Source organism: Streptomyces sp. NPDC012825 (assembly GCF_042900925.1).
Taxonomy (GTDB): domain Bacteria; phylum Actinomycetota; class Actinomycetes; order Streptomycetales; family Streptomycetaceae; genus Streptomyces.
Genome location: NZ_JBIBBZ010000023.1, coordinates 42,462 through 63,119, shown reverse-complemented (window position 1 = coordinate 63,119; position 20,658 = coordinate 42,462). Strand labels below are relative to the sequence as shown.

At 74.0% G+C, this 20,658-nt stretch carries 18 protein-coding genes; 9 read left to right on the top strand and 9 right to left on the bottom strand.

Annotated features, from left to right (window positions below; all coding sequences use genetic code 11):
• The first annotated feature begins 2 nt into the window (after positions 1-2).
• The 3 genes from ACFY7E_RS29955 to ACFY7E_RS29945 are packed head-to-tail and all read left to right on the top strand — an operon-like array spanning position 3 to position 3,762.
• A complete protein-coding gene (locus ACFY7E_RS29955) occupies positions 3-1,985 on the top strand; it encodes a putative baseplate assembly protein (protein ID WP_389490300.1) in 1,983 nt (660 codons plus the stop codon).
• Positions 1,982-2,668, top strand: coding sequence for a phage tail protein (locus ACFY7E_RS29950; protein WP_389490297.1), 687 nt, complete (start codon positions 1,982-1,984; stop codon positions 2,666-2,668). The genes ACFY7E_RS29955 and ACFY7E_RS29950 overlap by 4 nt, the downstream gene beginning before the upstream one ends.
• Before the next feature lie 5 nt (positions 2,669-2,673).
• Complete coding sequence (locus ACFY7E_RS29945; RefSeq protein WP_389490294.1) at positions 2,674-3,762, top strand: NADase-type glycan-binding domain-containing protein; 1,089 nt, start codon at positions 2,674-2,676, stop codon at positions 3,760-3,762.
• Positions 3,763-3,816: 54 nt separating this feature from the next.
• Here the strand turns inward: ACFY7E_RS29945 and ACFY7E_RS29940 are convergent, their stop codons facing one another.
• Positions 3,817-4,971 carry an acyl-CoA dehydrogenase family protein gene (locus ACFY7E_RS29940; protein ID WP_389490292.1) on the bottom strand — a complete coding sequence of 385 codons (1,155 nt, stop codon included), beginning with the start codon at positions 4,969-4,971 and terminating at the stop codon, positions 3,817-3,819.
• A 239-nt stretch (positions 4,972-5,210) separates the two neighbouring features.
• On the opposite strand from ACFY7E_RS29940, the gene ACFY7E_RS29935 reads away from it, so the two are divergent.
• Positions 5,211-5,816: a TetR/AcrR family transcriptional regulator gene (locus ACFY7E_RS29935; protein WP_365541544.1), complete on the top strand. Its 606-nt coding sequence runs from the start codon at positions 5,211-5,213 to the stop codon at positions 5,814-5,816.
• A gap of 163 nt (positions 5,817-5,979) precedes the next feature.
• Positions 5,980-7,296 (top strand): ROK family protein, encoded by a 1,317-nt coding sequence (locus ACFY7E_RS29930; protein WP_389490289.1) that lies wholly within the window; start codon positions 5,980-5,982, stop codon positions 7,294-7,296.
• Between the two features lie 31 nt (positions 7,297-7,327).
• Here ACFY7E_RS29930 and ACFY7E_RS29925 read toward each other — a convergent pair whose 3' ends face one another.
• Positions 7,328-8,575, bottom strand: a complete 1,248-nt coding sequence (locus tag ACFY7E_RS29925) for an MFS transporter (protein WP_389490286.1) — start codon at positions 8,573-8,575, stop codon at positions 7,328-7,330.
• An 86-nt stretch (positions 8,576-8,661) separates the two neighbouring features.
• Here ACFY7E_RS29925 and ACFY7E_RS29920 point away from each other — a divergent pair, with 86 nt between their 5' ends.
• On the top strand, positions 8,662-9,051 hold the full coding sequence (locus ACFY7E_RS29920; protein ID WP_389490284.1) for a MerR family transcriptional regulator: 390 nt from the start codon (positions 8,662-8,664) through the stop codon (positions 9,049-9,051).
• Between the two features lie 32 nt (positions 9,052-9,083).
• Here ACFY7E_RS29920 and ACFY7E_RS29915 read toward each other — a convergent pair whose 3' ends face one another.
• Complete coding sequence (locus tag ACFY7E_RS29915; RefSeq protein WP_389490283.1) at positions 9,084-9,815, bottom strand: translation initiation factor IF-2; 732 nt, start codon at positions 9,813-9,815, stop codon at positions 9,084-9,086.
• A gap of 118 nt (positions 9,816-9,933) precedes the next feature.
• The gene (locus ACFY7E_RS29910) at positions 9,934-10,326 is read right to left on the bottom strand and encodes a hypothetical protein (protein ID WP_389490281.1); all 393 of its coding nucleotides are present in this window, start codon (positions 10,324-10,326) and stop codon (positions 9,934-9,936) included.
• A gap of 164 nt (positions 10,327-10,490) precedes the next feature.
• On the opposite strand from ACFY7E_RS29910, the gene ACFY7E_RS29905 reads away from it, so the two are divergent.
• Positions 10,491-10,664, top strand: coding sequence for a CsbD family protein (locus tag ACFY7E_RS29905; protein ID WP_383440371.1), 174 nt, complete (start codon positions 10,491-10,493; stop codon positions 10,662-10,664).
• Between the two features lie 168 nt (positions 10,665-10,832).
• Positions 10,833-11,552, top strand: a complete 720-nt coding sequence (locus tag ACFY7E_RS29900) for a restriction endonuclease (protein WP_389490279.1) — start codon at positions 10,833-10,835, stop codon at positions 11,550-11,552.
• A 45-nt stretch (positions 11,553-11,597) separates the two neighbouring features.
• Here ACFY7E_RS29900 and ACFY7E_RS29895 read toward each other — a convergent pair whose 3' ends face one another.
• From ACFY7E_RS29895 to ACFY7E_RS29875, 5 genes are all read right to left on the bottom strand, one after another.
• Complete coding sequence (locus ACFY7E_RS29895; RefSeq protein ID WP_389490277.1) at positions 11,598-12,734, bottom strand: XdhC family protein; 1,137 nt, start codon at positions 12,732-12,734, stop codon at positions 11,598-11,600.
• A 40-nt stretch (positions 12,735-12,774) separates the two neighbouring features.
• Complete coding sequence (locus tag ACFY7E_RS29890) at positions 12,775-14,241, bottom strand: NCS2 family permease (RefSeq protein ID WP_389490275.1); 1,467 nt, start codon at positions 14,239-14,241, stop codon at positions 12,775-12,777.
• Positions 14,242-14,457: 216 nt separating this feature from the next.
• Positions 14,458-16,863: a xanthine dehydrogenase subunit D gene (pucD, locus tag ACFY7E_RS29885; protein WP_383440359.1), complete on the bottom strand. Its 2,406-nt coding sequence runs from the start codon at positions 16,861-16,863 to the stop codon at positions 14,458-14,460.
• A gap of 2 nt (positions 16,864-16,865) precedes the next feature.
• Complete coding sequence (locus ACFY7E_RS29880; protein WP_356548070.1) at positions 16,866-17,456, bottom strand: (2Fe-2S)-binding protein; 591 nt, start codon at positions 17,454-17,456, stop codon at positions 16,866-16,868.
• Position 17,457: 1 nt separating this feature from the next.
• Positions 17,458-18,348: a xanthine dehydrogenase family protein subunit M gene (locus ACFY7E_RS29875; RefSeq protein ID WP_121832305.1), complete on the bottom strand. Its 891-nt coding sequence runs from the start codon at positions 18,346-18,348 to the stop codon at positions 17,458-17,460.
• Positions 18,349-18,666: 318 nt separating this feature from the next.
• On the opposite strand from ACFY7E_RS29875, the gene ACFY7E_RS29870 reads away from it, so the two are divergent.
• Positions 18,667-20,364: a PucR family transcriptional regulator gene (locus ACFY7E_RS29870; protein WP_389490271.1), complete on the top strand. Its 1,698-nt coding sequence runs from the start codon at positions 18,667-18,669 to the stop codon at positions 20,362-20,364.
• The last annotated feature ends 294 nt before the right edge of the window (positions 20,365-20,658 follow it).

The window sequence follows — 20,658 nt, the reverse complement described above, 5'->3', positions numbered from 1 at the left end:
CCATGGCCCTGCCCGCACCCCATCTCGACGACCGGCGCTTCCAGCAGTTCGTCGACGACGCCAAGCGCTACATCCAGCAGGCGTGCCCCGAGTGGACCGACCACAACGTCTCGGACCCGGGGGTCACGCTCGTCGAGGCCGTCGCGCACATGGCGGACCAGCTCGTCTACCGCCTCAACCGGGTCCCGGAGAAGAACCACCTGGCCTTCCTGGACCTGCTCGGGGTGACGCTGTTCCCGCCGGCCGCCGCCCACGCCGACGTCACCTTCCGGCTGTCCGCGCCGCAGCCGGAGCCGGTGCTGCTGCCGGCCGGCACGGAGGTGTCGACCGGGCGCACGGAGACGGAGGAGGCGGTGGTCTTCGCGACCGCCGACGACCTGACCGTGGTGCCGTGTTCGCTGACGCACCTGCTGCGCCAGGAGGCCGGGGGCGCGCCCGAGGACCGTTTCCAGGCGATGGCGGGCGGCGAGGACGTGCCGGCGTTCTCGGCGCTGCCGCGCGTCGGCGACCTGCTGCTCCTGGGGCTCTCGGCGGCCGTGCCGGACTGCGTCCTGGTGCTCGACCTGGACAGCAGGGTGGACGGCGTCGGCGTGGACCCGCGCCGGCCGCCGCTGGTGTGGGAGGCGTGGTCGGGGGCCGACGGCTGGACCGTGTGCGAGGTCGACGAGGACACCACGGGCGGCCTCAACCGGCCGGGCGAGGTGGTGCTGCACGTGCCGTCGGGGCACGCGCTCTCGCGGCTGGGCGGGCACGAGGCGGGCTGGGTGCGCTGCCGGGTGGTGGAGCCGGCCCGGGGACTGCCGTCGTACAGCGAGTCGCCGACGGTACGGGCGGCGGGGGCGTTCACCATCGGCGGCACGGTCCGCGCGGCGCACGCCGAGACGGTGCGGAACGAACTCCTCGGCGAGTCCGAGGGCGTTCCCGGGCAGCGCGTACGGCTGGCGCACGCGCCGGTCGTGGACCGGCCGCCGCTGCTGCTCCAGATCGCGGAGCACGCGGACGGGGAGGATCCCGCGTCCGGCTCCGGCTGGCTGGAGTGGACCGCCGTCCGCGACTTCGCGTCCTCGCGCCCCGGCGACCGCCACTTCACCCTGGACGCGACGACCGGCGAGATCGCCTTCGGTCCGAGTGTGCGCCAACCGGACGGCACGCTGCGGCAGTTCGGGGCCGTACCGCCGAAGGGGGCGGCGATCCGCGCGCTCCGTTACGGCACCGGGGGCGGCCGGGCGGGCAACGTGGCCCGCTCCACGATCAGCGTGCTGCGCAGCTCCGTCCCGTACATCGCGCGGGTGGAGAACCGGGAGGCGGCGCGGGGCGGGGTCGACGGGGAGACCGTCGAGGAGGCGAAGGCCCGCGCGCCCGTCACGCTGCGGGCGCAGGAGCGGGCCGTGACCGCCCGCGACTACGAGGAGCTGGCCCGGCGGGCGGCGCCGGAGGCCGCGCGGATCGCCTGTCTGGCGGCGGACGCGGCCGAGGCGGGCGAGAACGCGGTCCGGGTCCTGGTGGTGCCGCAGGCGGTGCCGGACCGGGGCGGGCGGCTGCGGTTCGAGCAGCTCGTGCCGGGCGAGGAGCTGCTGTCCCGGGTGACCGGTTTCCTCGGCGAGCGGCGTCCGCTGGGGACCCGGCTCGCCGTGGAGCCGCCGTTCTACCAGGGGGTGACGGTGGTGGCGACGCTGCACGCGTTCCGGGCGGCGGACGCGGAGCGGGTGCGGGCCGGGGCCCTGGACGTGCTGTACGCGTACCTGGACCCGCTGACGGGCGGGGCGCACGGCGAGGGGTGGGCGTTCGGGCGTCCCCTGCGGGCCGGGGAGGTCTTCGCGGCGCTCCAGCGGGTGCCGGGGGTGGAGCTGGTGGACGAGGTCCTGCTGCACCCGGCGGACCCGCTGACGGGCCGGCGCGGCGACACGACGGACCGGATCGAGCTGGGGCCGTCGGCGCTGCTCTTCCCGTTCGACCACCGCGTCCGCGTGATCGAGGCGCGGTGAGCGGCGGGCCGGGCGGTTCGGCGCGGGGTACGGTCCCCGGGCTCGCGACGCCGTACCCGCTGGGGGCGGCGCTGCCGGCCGTCTACGCGGAGGACGACTTCGGGCAGCGGTTCACGGCCGGTCTGGACGTCGTCCTCGCCCCGCTGTTCAACGTCCTGGACTCGCTGGAGGCGTACTTCTCGCCCGCCCTGGCCCCCGCCGACTTCGTGGACTACCTGGCGACGTGGGTGGGGGCGGAGCTGGAGGGCACCGAGTCCCTCGCGCTGCGCCGGCGCGCGGTCGCCTCGGCGGTGGCCCTGCACCGGGTGCGCGGCACCCGGCAGGGGCTCGCGGCGGCGGTGCGGCTGGCGTTCGGCGTGCCGCCGGAGATCACCGAGAGCGGCGGGGCGGCCTGGTCCGTCCGCCCGCTCGGCCCGTTCCCCGGCGAGCCCGTGGCCGGGCTGCACGTCGTGCTGCGGGTCGCCGACCCGGCCGCCGTCGACCCGCACCGGCTGCACGCGGTCGTGGCGGCGGCCCGCCCGGCGCACCTGCCGTTCACGGTCGCGGTGACCGGAACCCGTACCGCCGCTTCCGGCCCGCCCACCCCGCACACGCCGACCCCGCACACAGCCGACCCGGGCGCACCCGACCCCCTCGCACCCGACTCCCCCGCACCCGACTCCCGTACGCCAGAAGGAGCCTGACCCCCATGAGTGACGCCCCCGAGACCCGTCCCTGCCCGGACTGCGCGAGTCCGGTGCGCGCGGCGAACCAGTCGTTCTGCGACGGCTGTGGCGCGTTCCTGCGCTGGGACACCCCGGCGGAGGCGACGCGTGAGGAGCCGGAGGAGACCACGACGCCCCTGCCGGCGGCGGTCCCGGAGCCGCGGACGCCGACACGGGAGACGGAACCGGCCCCGAAGGCACCGGTACCCGAACCCCCCACCCCCTCTCCGTCCCCGGACACGGTGGTGCGCTCGCTCCTGGTCCCGGTCCCGGAGGACCGGCCGGCGGAACCGGCGGTCGCGGCCCCCGTGCTCCCGGCGCGCCCGGAGGCGGCGCGGCCGGCGGTCCGGCCGGCGGGGACGCCGGCCCCGGTACAGGGCGGTACGCCGTGCCCGGCCTGCTCGCTCGCGAACGCGCCCGGCCGCCACTTCTGCCGCTTCTGCGCGACGCCGATGGTCCCGGAGCGCCTGTCCACGGCCGAGGGCCCGTACGCGGGCCGCCGTCCCGGCCTGGCCCGGGACCGGAGCCGCTGGATCGTCCGGGCCCTGATCGCCGCGGGGGTCGTGGCCGTGGCGGTCGGCGGGGTGTTCGGCGGTCCGCCGGCGGCCCGCGCGGTCCAGGACCACTTCGCGACCCGGGTCCCGGTGCACCCCGTCTCCTGGACGGCGTCCCACTCGGCGCCGAAGCAGGAACCGAAGCTGGCGGGCGACGGCTATTCCAACACCTGGTGGGGCACGGGGTACGCGGGCGACTCGGCGGGCCAGTACCTGGAGGCGGCGTTCGCGGAGCCCACCGACCTGCTGAGCCTCCTGATCACCCCGGGCAGCGCGAAGAACACCACCCAGGCGGACGGCCAGGCGACCCCGCGCACCTTCGACCTGGTGGTCAAGGACGCGTCGGGCGAGGTCCGCGTCTCGCACCACCGCATCGACGACGGCGGCACCCAGCGCGTCGACCTCCGCGTCCGCGACGCCCTCGCGGTCCGCCTGGTCCTCCGCACGGCCTGGCGCGCCGACCCGCAGAAGCAGGTGGCCGTCGCGGAACTGGAGTTCTTCGGCCGGTCGGTCACCTGAGACGGGAACGGGTCGGGGCGGGGCCGACCCCCGTCGGCGCCGTGCCCCGTTCCGCTACTTCTCCGCGATCGCCAGCCCCCGGCTGATCACCAGCCGCTGGATCTGGTTGGTCCCCTCGAAGATCTGCATGATCTTGGCCTCGCGCATGTAGCGCTCCACCGGGAAGTCCCGGGTGTAGCCGTAGCCGCCGAGGACCTGGACCGCGTCCGTGGTGACCTTCATGGCCGTGTCGGTGGCGATGAGCTTGGCCGCGCTGGCCTGGCGGCCGAAGGGGCGGCCGAGGTCGCGGCGGCGGGCCGCGTCCAGGTAGGTGGCGCGGGCCGCGTCGACGGCGGCGGCCATGTCGGCGAGCAGGAAACCGAGGCCCTGGTGGTCGACGATCCGGCGGCCGAAGGTGGTGCGCTCGTTGGCGTACGCGACGGCGGTGTCCAGGGCGGCCTGGGCGAGACCCGTGGCGCAGGCGGCGATGCCGAGGCGGCCGTTGTCGAGGGCGCTGAAGGCGATCTGGAGGCCCTGGCCCTCCTCGCCGACGAGGCGGTCCTCCTCCAGGAGCGCCCCGTCCCAGTACGCGGCGGTGGTGGGGACGGCCTGGAGGCCCATCTTGCGTTCGGGCGCGCCGAAGGTGAGGCCCTCGGTGGCGCCGGGGGCCAGGAAGCAGGAGACGCCGTGGCTGCCGGGGGCCGTACGGGCGAAGAGGGCGTAGAAGCCGGCCCGGCCGCCGTGGGTGATCCAGGCCTTGGTGCCGGTGACCCGGTACCCGCTGCCGTCCTCCTGCCGCTCCGCCTTGCAGCTGAGGGCGGCCGCGTCGGAGCCGGCCTGCGGCTCGGAGAGGCTGTAGCCGCCGACGGTCCGGCCCTCCAGCATCGCGGGCAGCCAGCGCTCCTTCTGCTCCGGCGTGCCGAAGGCGTGCAGGGGGTGGCAGGCCAGGGTGTGGACGCTGGTGGCGACGGCCACGGCCGCCCAGCGCGCGGCCAGCTCCTCCAGGACCTGGAGGTAGACCTCGTACGGCTGGCCCCCGCCGCCGTACTCCTCGGGGTACGCGAGGCCCAGGAGCCCCGCCTCGCCAAGGGTCGCGAAGAGCCCTTCGGGATAGGTCTCGGCGGCCTCGTGCTCGTCCACCCGCGGAGAGAGCTCCTTGTCGGCGATCTCCCGGGTGAGGGCGATGAGGTCCGCCGCCTCGGGGGTGGGAAGCAGGCGGTCGACATCCATGGCGACTCCAGCGGCGCGCAAAGTGGTACTGGGGAGGGTACTCCAGTACCGGAAAGAGTAGCGCAGGCGGCGGCGACCGCAACCCCTCGCGCCGCGCCGCACGGGCGGCACCGCGGGCACGGGGCCGTAAGGCGTGGACGGAGCCGCGAGTGCGGGCCCCGGACGCGTGACCCCCGTCGCAGGTGCGACAGGGGCACGGGGAACCGCGCCCCCGAAGCGCGGCCTGGAATACTGGGCGGGTGATCGAGACCTCCGCCGCCGACACCCCGCAGCTGACGGGCCGCGGAGCCGCGCGCCGCTCCGCCCTCTTCGAGGAGCTCGTCGCCCTCCTCGTCGGCGAGGGGTTCGCCGGCCTGACGCTCGACGACCTCGCCGCCCGGCTGCACTGCTCGAAGCGGACCCTGTACGGCCTGGCCGGCAGCAAGGAGCAGCTGGTCCGGGCGGCGGTCGTGCACTTCTTCCGGCGCGCCACGGCCCGGGTCGAGGCCGTCCTCGCCGCCGCCACCGGACCCGCCGAGCGGCTCGCCGCCTATCTGCGGGCGGTCTCGGCCGAGCTGGCCCCGGTCTCGCCGCAGTTCTTCGACGACGTGGCGGCCTTCGAACCGGCGGCCGAGGTGTACGAGCGCAACACGCGCGCGGCCGCCGGGCGGGTGCAGCAGCTCATCGAGGAGGGCGTGCGGGCCGGGGTCTTCCGCGAGGTGCACGTGACCTTCGCCGCCGACGTCATCTCCTCGGTCATGGTCCGCATCCAGCGGCGCCAGGTCGCCGCCGCGACCGGCCTGGCCGACGCGGAGGCGTACGACCAGCTCGCCGAACTGCTCCTGAGCGGCCTCCGGAAGGCCTGAGGCCCGGCCCTCGGCCCCGGCGGAGCGCCCCGTCTTCGGGAAGTGAAGGGGGCAGGTCCCCGACCCTCTTATTTCACGTCATGACTTAAACCTGAAGATAAAGGCGACCCGGAGCCCTCCGTGGCGGTATGTTGCGGTCAGGACTATTTCACCAGGGGGCCCAGTGACCATGCGGAGCGGACGCACCGTCCGTGATCTGCGGCGCGAGAACCGCACCGCCGTCCTCGAGCGCCTGTACTTCGACGGGCCGGCGAGCCGCTTCTCGCTGGGCCCGGCGACCGGGCTGAGCTCCGGCTCGGTCAGCAACGTGGTCGCCGAACTCCTCGCGGAGGGCCTGGTCGAGGAGGCCGGCAGCGTCGACTCGGCCGGCGGGCGCCCCCGTACCCTGCTCCGAGTCTCCCCCGGCAGCGGCTTCATGATCGGCGTCGACGTCGGCGAGACCCGGATCAGGATCGAGCTGTTCGACCTCGCCCTCACCGAACTCGCCCGCACCGAGCGCCCGTTGGCCGTGGACAGTCCGTACCCGCACGACCGGTACGAGGTCGGGGTCGTCGTCGGCCACCTCCGGGACGGCATCGCGGAGGTCCTGCGGACCGCCGACGTGCCCGCCGAACAGCTCCTCGGCGTCGGCGTCGGCGTCCCCGGCATCGTGGCCCGCACCGCCGAGGACGGCGCGGTCGTGCACGGCCAGACCGTCGACTGGGACGCCGTCCCCCTGGAGCGCCTGCTCCGCGAGAGCGTGGATCTCCCGGCCTCGGTGCCGTACTGGATCGACAACGGCGCCAAGACCCTCGGCCAGGCCGAGATGTGGTTCGGCGCCGGACGCGGCGCCCGCAGCGCCGTCGTCGTGCTCTTCGGCTCCGGCGTCGGCGCCTGCGTCGTCACCGACCCGACGGGGCCGGGACGGGCGGTCGAGTGGGGCCACCTGAAGGTACGGGTGCGGGGGCGCCGCTGCCGCTGCGGCGCCCTGGGCTGCCTGGAGGCGTACGCGGGCGCGGAGGCGCTCCTGGAGCGCTGGCGCGAGGCGGGAGGGCGGCCCCCGGAGGGCGCCGACGAGGAGACGGCCCTCACCGCCATGCTCGCCGCCGCCTACCCGGCCGAGGCCGGGACCCCGCCCGACGCCACCGCCCTCGCCGTCCTGGAGGAGACCGCCGAGTACCTCGGCGCCGGATTCGCCGACCTGATCAACCTCTTCCAGCCCGAACGGATCCTCGTCGGCGGCTGGGCCGGCCTCCAGCTCGGCACCCGCTTCCTGGAGACGGTCGAGGGGTACGCCCGGGAGTACGCGCTGAAGTACCCGGCGGCCCGCGTCGGCATCGGCCTGGGCACGCTGGGCCCGGACGCGGTCACGGTCGGCGCGGCGATCCTGCCGCTCGCGGACTTCTTCGCGCGGGGCGGCCGGCGGACCGAGCCCGGGGCCGGGACCGTCGAGGAGCAGCCGGTGTGGGCGACGGCCGTACGGGAGCGGACGGCGCACTGAGCCCGCGGCCCCGCCGCCCGCCACCGGCCCCTCAGGACCCGCTCCGGCGGGCCGGGAACCCGTGGGCGCGGGCCGTGACGACCACGACCGTCACGGGCACCAGGAGGAGCAGCACGCTCCAGGGGAGGGCCCCGGTGCCGAACGCGTCGAGGAGGAGGCCGCCGACCGCCCCGCCGCCCGCCATCGCGACGTTCCAGAGGGTGACCAGCATCGCCTGCGCCGCGTCGGCCTGTTCGCCGCCCGCGTCGCCCGCCGCCGTCTGCAGCAGGGTCGGCGCGCCGCCCCAGCCGAGGCCCCAGAGGACCACCGCTCCGTACACGAGCGCGGGCGACCCCGTGAACAGCGCCAGGACGGCGCCGGCCACCGCGACGAGCAGCGTGCCGGTGATCATCAGGGCGCGCAGCCGGCGGTTGATCAGGGCGCCGACGGCCCAGATGCTCAGCAGCGAGGCACCGCCGAAGACCAGGAGGACGGCGTCGGCCCGGCCGCCCATCCCGAGCCGGTCGAGGAAGGCGGCGATGTAGGTGTAGAGGAGGGTGTGGGCGAGGACGAAGACGAGGGTGACGGTGAGGACGGGGGTGACGCCGGGCACCTTGAGCGCCCCGAGCACCGACGGTGCGGAGCCCTTCTCCGGGCGGTGCCCCGGGTGGTCCGGGACGGCGGCCAGGATCCAGCCGAGGAGGACGAGCGTCAGGCCGGTCATGACGAGGAAGGCGGTCTGCCAGCCGGCGGCCTTGCCGACGAACGTCCCGGCGGGCACGCCGAGGGAGAGCGCGACGGGGATGCCGGCCATGGCCACCGCGACGGCCTTGCCCTGGAGGTGCGCGGGAGCCATCCGCCGGGCGTACCCGGCGAGCAGCGCCCACGCGAGGCCCGCCGCGACCCCCGCGGCGAACCGGGCCGCCATGGTCAGCGGGTAGGACGGGGAGAGCGCCGTCACGGTGTTGGCGGCGGCGAACCCGGCCATCGCGGTCAGCAGGAGCCGGCGGCGGCGCCACCCCGCGGTCGCGGTGGAGAGCGGGACGGCGGTGAGCACGGTGCCCAGGGCGTAGACCGTCACCGTCTGCCCGGCGGCGGACTCGCCGACGCCCAGGTCGCCGCCCATGGCGGGCAGCAGTCCGGCGGGCAGCGTCTCGGTGAGGCTCGTGACGAACACGGCGGTGGCCAGGGCGAGCAGCGCCGGCAGATTCAACTTGGCGGGGAAGGGCGGGGTTTCGGTCCGTCGCGGAGAGCTTGCGGGGCCGCGCGAGGGCCCTCTGGTCAGGTCTGTGCTCGACATGGCAGCATGCTCGAACCCTTCCATTGATGTGAAGGTCAAGCGGGATCCGGAAAAGCGTCGCGGGGGCGCGAGGGAGGACGAGGGCCGTGCGGATCGGGGAGCTGTCGGAACGCACCGGTGTCTCCCGCCGGATGCTGCGGTACTACGAGGAGCAGGAGCTGATCGCCTCCCGGCGGTGCGCCAACGGCTACCGCGACTACCCCGAGCCCTGCGTGGACCGCGTCCAGCAGGTGCGCGGGCTGCTCGACGCGGGCCTCTCGACGCAGACGATCCGCAGGATCCTGCCCTGCCTCGGGCCGCCCGGCCGCATCGACATCCCGAACCCGACGCCGGAGACGATCGCGCTCCTGGAGCTGGAGTGCGCGCGCATGTCGGAGCGGATCGACCGACTGGCCCGCAACCGGGCCGCGATGACCGCGTACCTCGCGGAGGTCCGGAAGGCGGCCCCGGCGGAACCCGCCGAACCGGCCGCCTGACGCCCCGAGCGCGCGTCCCGCCACCTGGCAGGTCAGTGCGGCGGCGGTGCCGGGTTCAGTGCGTTGCCGACGCTGCAGCCGCCCTCTCCGGGCATCCGCTGGATCCGGGACGGCGACCACACCTCGGTGGCGCCGGGTTCCACGCGGGCGAGCAGGCAGTCCTGCGCGTCGAAGTGGTTGCCCGGCACCAGCAGGAGGACGCCGACCCGGTCGCCGTCCGCCTTCACCTCGGTACGGATCTTCGGATCCATGTCCAGGGCCGCGACCGCCCGGCGTACCGCCGCCTCGTCCGCCCGGCCTCCCTTCGGCACCCGGGGAAGCTCCGCCCGGAGCTCTTCGTACGGCAGCCGGGGAGGTTCGGGCGGTGGCGGGAAGGACAGCACCGGGCCGTCCGGGCAGCCCACCCTGCGGGGTTCCTGGTCCCACTCCGCCTTGGGCGACACCCGTATCTCGAAGCAGCGCCGCACTTCGTACCGCTCGGGGGCGAGCACTCCCTCGTACCCGAAGCCGGTTGTGCGGACGAGCAGTTCGACGCCGTCGCCGTCGTGCGTCGCGGTGCCCGTCACCCGCAGCACCTCCACCCCGTCGAACCCGGAGGCGGAGTACCCGACCTCCTCCGCCGTGCGCGGGCGCTGGCTCTCCAGCAGCCGGGCCGCCTTCCCGGCCACCTCGCGGGCGGCGGTCGTCCCCTCGTCCTCGGAGAAGCGCACCACCCCGTAGACGACGAGGAACAACAGCGTGGAGAACCGGAGCAGTCGACGCATGTGAACACCCTTACGGCACCGCGCGCGACGGGCAAGGGCTCGTTCCCCCAGGACGACGTAGGCGCTCGTACTCAGCCGATTCGCGCTCCGGCGCCTCGCCGCCGGCGGGCGGGGCCGGTCAGGCGGGGACGAAGAGGTCTCCGGGGGCGTCGCCGAGGACGAAGCCGTTGTCGAAGCGGACGCGGACGGTCGTCCGGAGCCTCCGTTCCCGGTAGGCGGTCCAGGCGGGTTCCAGGTCCGCGACCCGCTCTTCGAGCTGTCCCCTGCTGGCCGGGGGCATCTGGTGACCGAAGTCGTCCAGGAGGGACTTGAGCCGTTCGTACTCGCTCACCTCCGGGCTCCGGGGGCGGTCCTCCTCCACCACCCGCTCGACGGTCCCCTCGACGCCCGCCGCCAGGGCCAGGAACCCGGCCCCGGTGCCCGCCTCCGCCGCCGGTCCGCCGGCCGGGACGACCTCGCCGGCCAGCCCGAGGTCCACCGCGAGCCGCACTCGCCGGCCCTCTTTCAGCATCGTCCGTCCTCCGCGCTCGGGATGGTCGGACCGTACGCACGCGCGTGCGTGGTCCACGCCGATTATCGCGGGCCCGACCCGTCACCCCGTTTCGGGGGCCGGTTCGCGGTTATGCGGCATTTCATCGGAACAACGGTTTTCCAGGTTCTCGGAGAGGAGCCGACATGTCGGGCAACGAGAAGATGAAGGCCAAGGGCGAGCAGGTCAAGGGCTCGATCAAGGAGACGACGGGCCGCGCGCTCGGCGACGAGCGGATGGCCGGCGAGGGCCGCGCCGAGCAGGCCAAGGGCGACGCCCGTGAGGCCAAGGAGAAGACGAAGGACGCCTTCAAGCACTGACCCCCGGGTCGGCCTATGCCGCGGTCCCCGGCCCCTCGCGGGTCGGGGCCGCGGCATGTACGGAGCCGGGTGCGCCGTACCCGAGGGGTCGTGCGCGGGGGATCGCGCGTGAGGGGCGCACGCGAGGAGCGTGCGCGAGGGGACGTACGCGAGGGAGGGAGGGCTCGGATGGGAGCCATCGGGGAGGACAGGGGTGCCGTCCGGCGCGGCCCCGCGGCGATCGGGCGCGATCTGGTGCTCGCGATCGGGCTGTTGGGGGCGTGCGTCGGTGGACTGGCCCTCTTCTTCAAGACGGCCGAGGCGGCCGGGGACCGCGGCTCGGGGGTGCCGGCCGCCCTCCTGGTGGCGCTCGCCGCCCTCGGGGCGCTGGCCGTCGGCCTCGCGCTGCTCAGGAGGGGCGCGGCGCCCGTGCGCGGTCGGCGCCGAGCCCTCCGTACGGCCGTCGCCGCGCCGGTCCCGGACGTGCCCGACATCGGGCCGGGGGCGCTGGACCACACGGCGGTGGACCCCGACGGCTTCGAGCACACGGTCGCCGCGCTGTGCGCGCGGGACGGCTGCTCGCCCGTGGAGGTGGTCGGCGGCGCGGGCGACCTGGGCGCCGACGTGATCGCGACGACCGTGGACGGGCGGCGCGTGGTGCTCCAGTGCAAGCAGTACGCGGAGGACCACCGGGTGGGCTCGCAGGACCTCCAGCGGTTCGGCGGCACCTGCTTCACCGTGCACGATGCGGACGTGGCCGTGCTCGTGACCACCAGTTCGCTCACCGCGCCGGCCGCCGAGTACGCCGCCACCTGCGGGATCGTCTGCGTGGACGGCGAGGCCCTGGCCGCCTGGACGGACCAGCTCGCGCCTCCCCCGTGGGAGGCGCTTCCGGTGGATCCGGCCTGACGGACGACGGGCGACGGGCGACGGGCGACCGACGACGGACGTCTTCTAGGCCACGGACCCTATCCGTCCCAGCGGCCCCCGGGGCCGGTCGTGGTGGATCGGGGTGTGGGCGCCGGTGAGGGAGGCGCCGGTGCCGCCGCGCCGGCCGGCGACGATCTCGGCGCCGATCGAGAGGGCGGTCTCCTCCGGCGTGCGGGCGCCGAGGTCGAGGCCGATCGGGGAGCGCAGGCGGGCGAGTTCGAGTTCGGTGACGCCGACCTCGCGCAGCCGCTCGTTGCGGTCCAGGTGGGTGCGGCGGGAGCCCATCGCGCCGACGTAGGCGACGGGGAGCCGGAGGGCGACCCGGAGCAGGGGCACGTCGAACTTGGCGTCGTGGGTGAGGACGCAGAGCACGGTCCGGCCGTCCACGTCGGTGGACTCCAGGTAGCGGTGGGGCCATTCGACGACGACCTCGTCGGCCTCGGGGAAGCGGGCCGGGGTCGCGAAGACGGGGCGCGCGTCGCAGACGGTGACGCGGTAGCCGAGGAACTTGCCGACCCGGACGAGCGCGGCGGCGAAGTCGATGGCCCCGAAGACGATCATGCGGGGGGCGGGGACGGAGGACTCGACGAGGAGGGTCAGGGGCTGTCCGCAGCGGCTGCCGTCCTCGCCGATCTCCACGGTGCCGGTGCGGCCCGCGTCGAGCATCGCGCGGGCCTCGCCGGCCGCGGTGCGGTCCAGTTCGGGGTGGCCGCCGAGCTTCCCCTCGTACGAGCCGTCGGGGCGGACCAGGAGGGCCTCGCCGAGCAGGTCCCCGGGCCCGGAGACGATCCGGGCGAGGGCCGCCGCCTCGCCCCCGACGAAGGCGGCGAGCGCGGCGGGGAGGACCCCGCCGCGGACCGGGGTGACGAGGATGTCGATGATCCCGCCGCAGGTCAGGCCGACGGCGAAGGCGTCCTCGTCGCTGTAGCCGAAGCGCTCGACGACGGTCCGGCCGTCTTCGAGGGCCTGGACGCACAGGTCGTAGACCGCGCCCTCCACGCACCCCCCGGAGACCGATCCGATCGCCGTGCCCTCGCTGTCGACGGCGAGTGCGGCGCCCGGCTGCCGGGGCGCGCTGCCGCCGACCGCCACCACGGTGGCGACGGCGAAGGCGCGTCCCTGCTCGACCCACCGGTGCAGCTCTTCGGCGATGTCCAGCATCTCGGTTCTCCTTGGGGGTGCGGGGAGGGCGGCGGGGGCGTCAGCCGACGCCGAGCCAGCTCTCGATCGGATGGATGGCGAAGTACACGACGAAGATCGCGGTCAGGCCCCACATGAAGGCCCCGACCTCCCGCGCCTTCCCCTGTGCGGTCTTGATCACCGCGTAGGAGATGACACCGGCGGCGACACCCGTGGTGATGGTGTACGTGAACGGCATCAGGACCACGGTGAGGAAGACCGGGATCGCCACGGAGCGGTCGCTCCAGTCCACGTGCTTGGCGTTCTGCATCATCATCGAGCCGATGACGACCAGGGCCGCGGCGGCGACCTCCTGCGGCACGATCGCGGTGAGCGGGGTGAAGAAGAGGCAGAGGGCGAAGAAGCCGCCGGTGACCACGGAGGCCAGGCCGGTGCGGGCGCCCTCGCCGACGCCGGTGGCGGACTCGACGAAGACCGTCTGGCCCGAGGCGCCGACGCCGCCGCCGACGATGCCGCCGGCGCCGTCGATGAAGAGGGCCTTGGAGAGGCCGGGCATGCGGCCCTTGTCGTCGGCGAGCCTGGCCTCGGTGCCGACGCCCAGGATGGTGGCCATGGCGTCGAAGAAGCCGGCGAGCACGAGGGTGAAGACGATCATGGTGATCGTGATGTAGCCGACGTCGCCCCAGCCCTTGAAGGACACCTCTCCGATGAGGGAGAAGTCGGGGGCGGAGACCGCGCTGCCGTCCAGCTCCGGCGGGCCGGAGAACCAGGCCTTGGGGGATATGTCGGCGACCGCGTTCAGGACGACCGCGACGACCGTGCCGGCGACGATGCCGATGAGGATGGCGCCGGGGATGTTGCGGGCCTGGAGGGCGAAGATCAGGAGCAGGGTGAAGGCGAAGATGAGGACGGGCCAGCCCTGGAGCTCACCGGCCGGGCCGAGGGAGACGGGGCCGCCGCCCGGGGCGGGGTTCTCGTGGACGAAGCCGGCCTTCACGAAGCCGATGATCGCGATGAAGAGGCCGATGCCGATGGTGATGGCGTGCTTCAGGGCGAGCGGGATCGCGTTCATGATCATCTCGCGGAGGCCGGTGACCACCAGGAGACAGATCACGGCGCCGTACGCCACGGACATGCCCATGGCCTGCGGCCAGGTCATGACGGGGACGACCTGCGAGGCCATGACGCCGGAGACGCTCAGACCGGCGGCGAGGGCGAGCGGGACCTTGCCCCAGAAACCCATGAGGAGGGTCGTCGCGGCCGCGGCGAGGGCGGTGGCGGTGATGAGGGCCGGCTGGCTGAGCAGGTTTCCCTGGACGTCCTTGCCGCTGAGGATCAGGGGGTTGAGCAGGAGGATGTACGCCATCGCCATGAAGGTGGTGACGCCGCCGCGGATCTCCGTCGCGACGGTGGATCCTCTCTCCGAGATGTGAAAGTACCGGTCGAGCCAAGACCTGCCGGCGGGGGTGCGCGAGCCGGAGCCCGCGTCCTCGGCGCTGGTCTTGGGCTCCACTGACGACTGGGTCATGGGGCCTACTCCCAAGGTTCAAAGGGGCACCCGCGTCGGACTTCGAAGGGTTCTGGTCCGGCTGAAGCCGCGGGATTTGGGATGCTGCGTGGCTGCACGACCCGGGGGACGGCCCGAGACGAACGGGGATGGTGCGGGGGTGGTGCGCAGGGGCTCCGGGCGGTACGGACGGGGAGGGGTGACGTTCCCGGGACGGGCCGTACCGCCCGGAGGGTCCTACAGGGTGCCGGTGAGCGCCTCGGGGCGCACCGGCGTCTTGTTGAGCTCCAGGCCCGTGGCGTTCCGGATCGCCGCGAGGACGGCCGGGGTGGACGACAGGGTCGGGGCCTCGCCGAGTCCCCGCAGGCCGTACGGCGCGTTGGGGTCGGCGAGTTCGAGCACGTCGACCGGGATGGTCGGCGTGTCGAGGATCGTCGGGATCAGGTAGTCCGTGAAGGAGGGGTTGCGCACCTTCGCGGTCTTCGGGTCCACGATGATCTCTTCCATCACCGCGACGCCCAGGCCCTGGGTGGTGCCACCCTGGATCTGGCCGACGACGGAGAGCATGTTGAGCGCCTTGCCCACGTCCTGGGCGGTGGCGAGCTCGACGACCTTGACGAGGCCGAGCTCGGTGTCCACCTCGACGACCGCGCGGTGCGCGGCGAAGGTGTACTGGACGTGGCCGTCGCCCTGGCCGGTGACCAGGTCGAAGGGGACGGTGGGGCGGTGCCGGAACTCCAGCTCCAGGTCGACCGGGGCCTCGCCCTCCAGGACGTCGGCGAGGGTCGCGAGGACCTCGCCGCCGTCGGTGACGACCTTGCCGCCCTCCAGGAGGAGTTCGGCGGTCGCCCAGGCGGGGTGGTAGGAGCCGTTCTTGCGGCGGCCGATCTCCAGGACCTTCTCTCGGACGGCCTCGCAGGTGTTCTTCACCGCGCCGCCGGTCATGTACGTCTGCCGGGAGGCGGACGTGGAGCCGGCGGAGCCGACCTGGGTGTCGGCCGGGTGGATGGTGACCTGGGTGACGCCGAGTTCGGTGCGGGCGATCTGGGCGTGGACGGTGACGCCGCCCTGGCCGACCTCCGCCATGGCCGTGTGGACCATGGCGACGGGCTCGCCGTTGATGACCTGGAGGACCACGCGGGCGGTCGAGTAGTCGTCGAAGCCCTCGGAGAAGCCGACGTTCTTGATGCCGACGGCGTAGCCGACGCCGCGGACGACGCCCTCGCCGTGCGTGGTGTTGGAGAGGCCGCCGGGCAGCGCGCGGACGTCCGCGCCCTCGCCGGCCGACTCCCACTGGCGCTCGGGCGGCAGCGGGCGGGCCTTGACCCGGCGGAGCAGCTCGGCGACCGGGGCGGGCGAGTCGACGACCTGGCCGGTGGGCATGAGCGTGCCCTGTTCCATGGCGTTGATCTGCCGGAACTCGACCGGGTCCATGCCCAGCTTCGCCGCGAGCTTGTCCATCTGCGCCTCGTACGCGAAGCACGCCTGGACCGCGCCGAAGCCGCGCATCGCGCCGCAGGGCGGGTTGTTGGTGTAGAGGGCGACGGCCTCGATCTCGACGTCGTCGACCACGTACGGGCCGGCGCCGAGCGAGGAGGCGTTGCCGACGACGGCCGGGGAGGCCGAGGCGTAGGCGCCGCCGTCGAGGACGATGCGGGCCTTGAGGTGGGTGAGCTTGCCGTCCCTGGTGGCGCCGTGCTCGTAGTGGAGCTTCGCCGGGTGGCGGTGCACGTGACCGAAGAAGGACTCGAAGCGGTTGTAGACGATCTTGACCGGCTTGCCGGTGCGGAGCGCCAGGAGGCAGGCGTGGATCTGCATCGACAGGTCCTCGCGTCCGCCGAAGGCGCCGCCGACGCCGGAGAGCGTCATGCGGACCTTCTCCTCGGGCAGGCCGAGGACGGGCGCGATCTGGCGCAGGTCGGAGTGGAGCCACTGGGTGGCGACGTACAGGTCGACGCCGCCGTCCTCGGCGGGCACGGCGAGGCCGGACTCGGGGCCGAGGAAGGCCTGGTCCTGCATGCCGAAGACGTACTCGCCCTCGACGATCACGTCGGCCCGCTTGCGGGCCTCCTCCACGTCGCCGCGGACGATCGGCTGGCGGTGCACGATGTTGGGGTGCGGGACGTGACCGGAGTGGTGGTCGTCGCGGCCCTCGTGGATCAGCGGCGCGTCCTCGGCGAGCGCGGAGGCCTCGTCGGTGACGAGCGGCAGCTCCTTGTACTCGATCCTGATCTTGGCGGCCGCACGGCGGGCGGTCTCCGGGTGGTCGGCGGCGACCAGGGCGACCGGCTCGCCGTGGTGGCGCACCTTGCCGTGGGCCAGGACCGGGGTGTCCTGGATCTCCAGGCCGTAGTTCTTCATCTCGGCCGGCAGGTCGTCGTACGTGAGGACGGCGTACACGCCGGACATCGCCAGGGCCTCGGAGACGTCGATGGAGACGATCTCGGCGTGGGCGACGGTGGAGCGGAGGGTCTGGCCCCAGAGCATGTCCTCGTGCCACATGTCCGAGGAGTACGCGAACTCGCCGGTGACCTTGAGGGTGCCGTCGGGGCGGAGCGTGGACTCGCCGATGCCGCCCTTGGTGTGGTTCTGGGTGACGTTGGTGGGCGTACCGGCGGGTGCGGTACGGGTGTTCTGCGCCATGGTCAGACCGCCTCTCCCTGACGGGCGGCCGCGAGGCGGACCGCGTCGAGGATCTTCTCGTAGCCCGTGCAGCGGCACAGGTTGCCGGAGAGGGCCTCACGGATGTCCTGGTCGGACGGGTCGCTCTGCCGCTCCAGGAGCTCGTCGGCGGCGATCAGCAGACCGGGGGTGCAGAAGCCGCACTGGACGGCGCCGGCGTCGATGAACGCCTGCTGGATCGGGGAGAGTTCGACGCCCTCGCCGGTCTGGGAGTCCTGGCCCGGCCGGGCCTCCCACTTCTTGGCGGCGTCGAGCGAGGTGCCGCCGCAGGCGCCGGTGCCGCAGGAGCCGTGCTCCGTGCGCTCCTTGGCGAACTCGGCGAGGCCCTCGACGGTGACGACCTCGCGGCCCTCGACCTGACCGGCGGCGACGAGGCAGGAACAGACGGGGACGCCGTCGAGGCGGACCGTGCAGGAACCGCACTCGCCCTGCTCGCAGGCGTTCTTGGAGCCGGGAAGGCCCATCCGCTCGCGCAGGACGTAGAGGAGGGACTCGCCCTCCCAGACGTCGTCGGCCTCCTGCGGACGTCCGTTGACCGTGAAATTGACGCGCATGTTATGCAGCTCCCTCAAGCGTGCGGCCGGTGCCGCGGTACTGCTCCCAGGTCCAGCCGAGCTGGCGGCGGGCCATGATTCCGACGGCGTGGCGGCGGTACTTGGCGGTGCCCCGGACGTCGTCGATCGGGTTCGCGGCGCCCGAGCAGAGGTCGGCGAACTGCTTCGCGATCGACGGGGTGATGATCTTGCCGTTGTCCCAGAAGCCGCCCTCCTCCAGGGCCGCGTTCAGGAAGGCCTCGGCCTCCTTGGCGCGGATCGGGGTCGGCGCGGCGGAGCCGATGCCGGTACGCACGGTCCGGGTCTCCGGGTGGAGCGCGAGACCGAAGGCGCAGACGGCGATGACCATCGCGTTGCGGGTGCCGACCTTGGAGTACTGCTGGGGGCCGTCCGCCTTCTTGATGTGGACGGTCTTGATGAGCTCGTCGGGCTCCAGCGCGTTGCGCTTCACGCCCGTGTAGAACGCGTCGATCGGGATGAAACGGCTGCCGCGCACCGACTCGACCTCGACCTCGGCGCCCGCGGCGAGCAGGGCCGGGTGGGCGTCGCCGGCGGGCGAGGCGGTGCCGAGGTTGCCCCCGACGCCGCCGCGGTTGCGGATCTGCGGGGAGGCCACCGTGTGCGAGGCGAGTGCCAGGCCGGGCAGTTCGGCCCGCAGGTTCTCCATGATCCGGGTGTACGGGACGGAGGCGCCGAGCCGGACGTTCTCCTCGCCGACCTCCCATTCGCTCAGCAGCTCGATACGGTTCAGGTCCAGGAGGTACTCGGGACGCCGGTGGTCGAAGTTGATCTCGACCATGACGTCGGTACCGCCCGCGATGGGCACGGCCGTGGGGTGCTCGGCCTTGGCGGCGAGCGCCTCCTCCCAGCTGGCGGGGCGAAGGAAGTCCATGGTGGCTCTCTTCTAGTGATTCTGGTGATCGGATGATCAGTGCGGTGCGGATGGGCCCGGGAAGACGGCCGGCCCTTGTCTTGTTCATGTGCTGTTCACGCGGTGTGTGGCCTAGTACACAAGCCCACGATCTCCTGGGTGCAGTCACCGAAAACATGAAGGAGTTGGCTGGTGCCCACCGTCGTCTTGTAGATTCGAACGAAAGGCGGAGAACGGAAACCTCACCGTTTCCCCCTGGAAACGGTGGCACCACCGACCCGTCGACAATGCGACAACGCGACAACCACGACCACTGACGAGAAGGACGGCGGCGACATCATGCGGCTGCGCGCACTGCTGGAGAACGACGCGCTGGGGCTGCGCCTGCTCGGCGGCGACGACGAGCTGGACCGCACCGTCCGGGGCGTGATGACGACGGACCTCAAGGACCCCAGTCGTTACCTGTCCGGCGGCGAGCTGGTCCTGACCGGTCTGGCCTGGCTGCGGGAGCCGGCCGACGCCGAGCCCTTCGCCCGGCTCCTGGCCTCGGCCGGGGTGGCGGCGCTCGCGGCGGGCGAGGCGGAACTCGGGGACATCCCCGACGATCTCGTACAGGCGTGTTCGCGCCACCGGCTGCCGCTCTTCGCGGTCAACGAGTCCGTTGCGTTCGCGACGATCACCGAGCACGTTGTTCGACAGGTGTCCGGCGAGCGGGCCGGGGACCTGGCGGCCGTCGTCGACCGGCACAGGCGCCTGATGACCTCCGGTCCGGCGGGCGGCGGCCCCGAGGTCGTCCTCGACCTCCTCGGTTCCGACCTGGACCTGCGGGCCTGGGTCCTCTCCCCCACCGGCCGCCGGATCGCGGGCGCCGGGGAGCCCCTGGAGAGCGGGCTCGCCGCCCGTCTGGCCGGGGAGCACCTGGCCGCCGTCCGGACCGGCCGCCGCGGCCCGCACCGGGTGTCCGGCGGCGGAACGACGTACTCGCTCTTCCCGATCCGCAACACCGGCCGGGGCGCCGCCCCCGTCGTCCGGGACGTGCGCGAGACGGTCCTCTCGGACTGGCTGCTCGCCGTCGAGGCGGACGCGGGCGACTGGCCGGCCGCCCGGCTCGACCTGCTCCAGGGCGTGACCCAGCTGATCGCGGTCGAGCGGGACCGGCGCGACGCGGCCCGTACGGTGCGGCGCCGGCTCGCCCAGGAGATCCTGGAGCTGGTGCAGACGGGCGCCGCGCCCGCCGAGATCGCGGCCCGGCTGCGGGTGGCCGCCCCGGTGCTGCTGCCCGGCCTCGGCACGGCCCCGCACTGGCAGGTCGTCGTGGCCCGGGTCGACTGGGAGCAGGCGGACGGCCAGGGGACCGCGGTGGACGGCGGCCCGGTCGCGCAGGCGCTCCTGGAGGAGATCCTCGTGGACCCGGCGGCGGTCGGCGCCGAGTCGGCCGACCGGATCGCCGTCGCGCACAGCGGGGACGAGGCCATCGCGCTGGTGCCGCTGGCCGCCGGGCCGCTGCCGGAGAGCGAGGACGAGGGCGGCGCCCCCGCCGTCGGCCTGCACGCGGACGCGCTGCTCGCCGCCGTACGGGCTCCGCTCTCCGCGGGCCTCGCCGACGACGGGCGCCTGACCCTGGGCGTCAGCGCGGCCGTGCACTCGGCCGAGGGCCTGCGCGGGGCCCTGGAGGAGGCCCGGCACGCCCGCCGGGTCGCCGCGGCCCGGCCGGGCCGGGTCTGCGCGGCCGGACACCACGAGCTGGCCTCGCACGTGCTGCTGCTGCCGTTCGTGCCGGACGACGTCCGCCGGGCGTTCACGGCCCGGCTGCTCGACCCGCTGCGGGACTACGACCGGCGCCACCGGGCGGAGCTGATCCCGACCCTGGAGGCGTTCCTGGACTGCGACGGCTCCTGGACGCGCTGCGCGTCCCGGCTCCACCTGCACGTGAACACGCTGCGGTACCGGGTGGGCCGGATCGAGCAGCTCACCGGCCGCGACCTGTCCCGCCTGGAGGACAAGCTCGACTTCTTCCTGGCCCTGCGGATGAGCTGAGGCGCCCCGCGACGCCTCCGGCGGAGGCCCGGAGAACCGTCCGGGGATTCACTCCTTCGGAGGAGTCCGAAGGAGTGACGTCCGGGCTGGTGGGGGCCGTCGGCCGGCGCCGTCGACGGGCCGCGCCGGGGCCCGGTCCCGTGCCCGACGGCGATCTGACGGACCGTCGGGCGTCCTCCGAAGGGTGGTCACCCCACCGATCGCCCCTTTGTGAAATCTTTCACCCGACCCCTTGGCCGGGTGCGGCCCTTCGTGCTGAGATGCGGGTCTACTCAACAGCTCGATGGCGCGCTC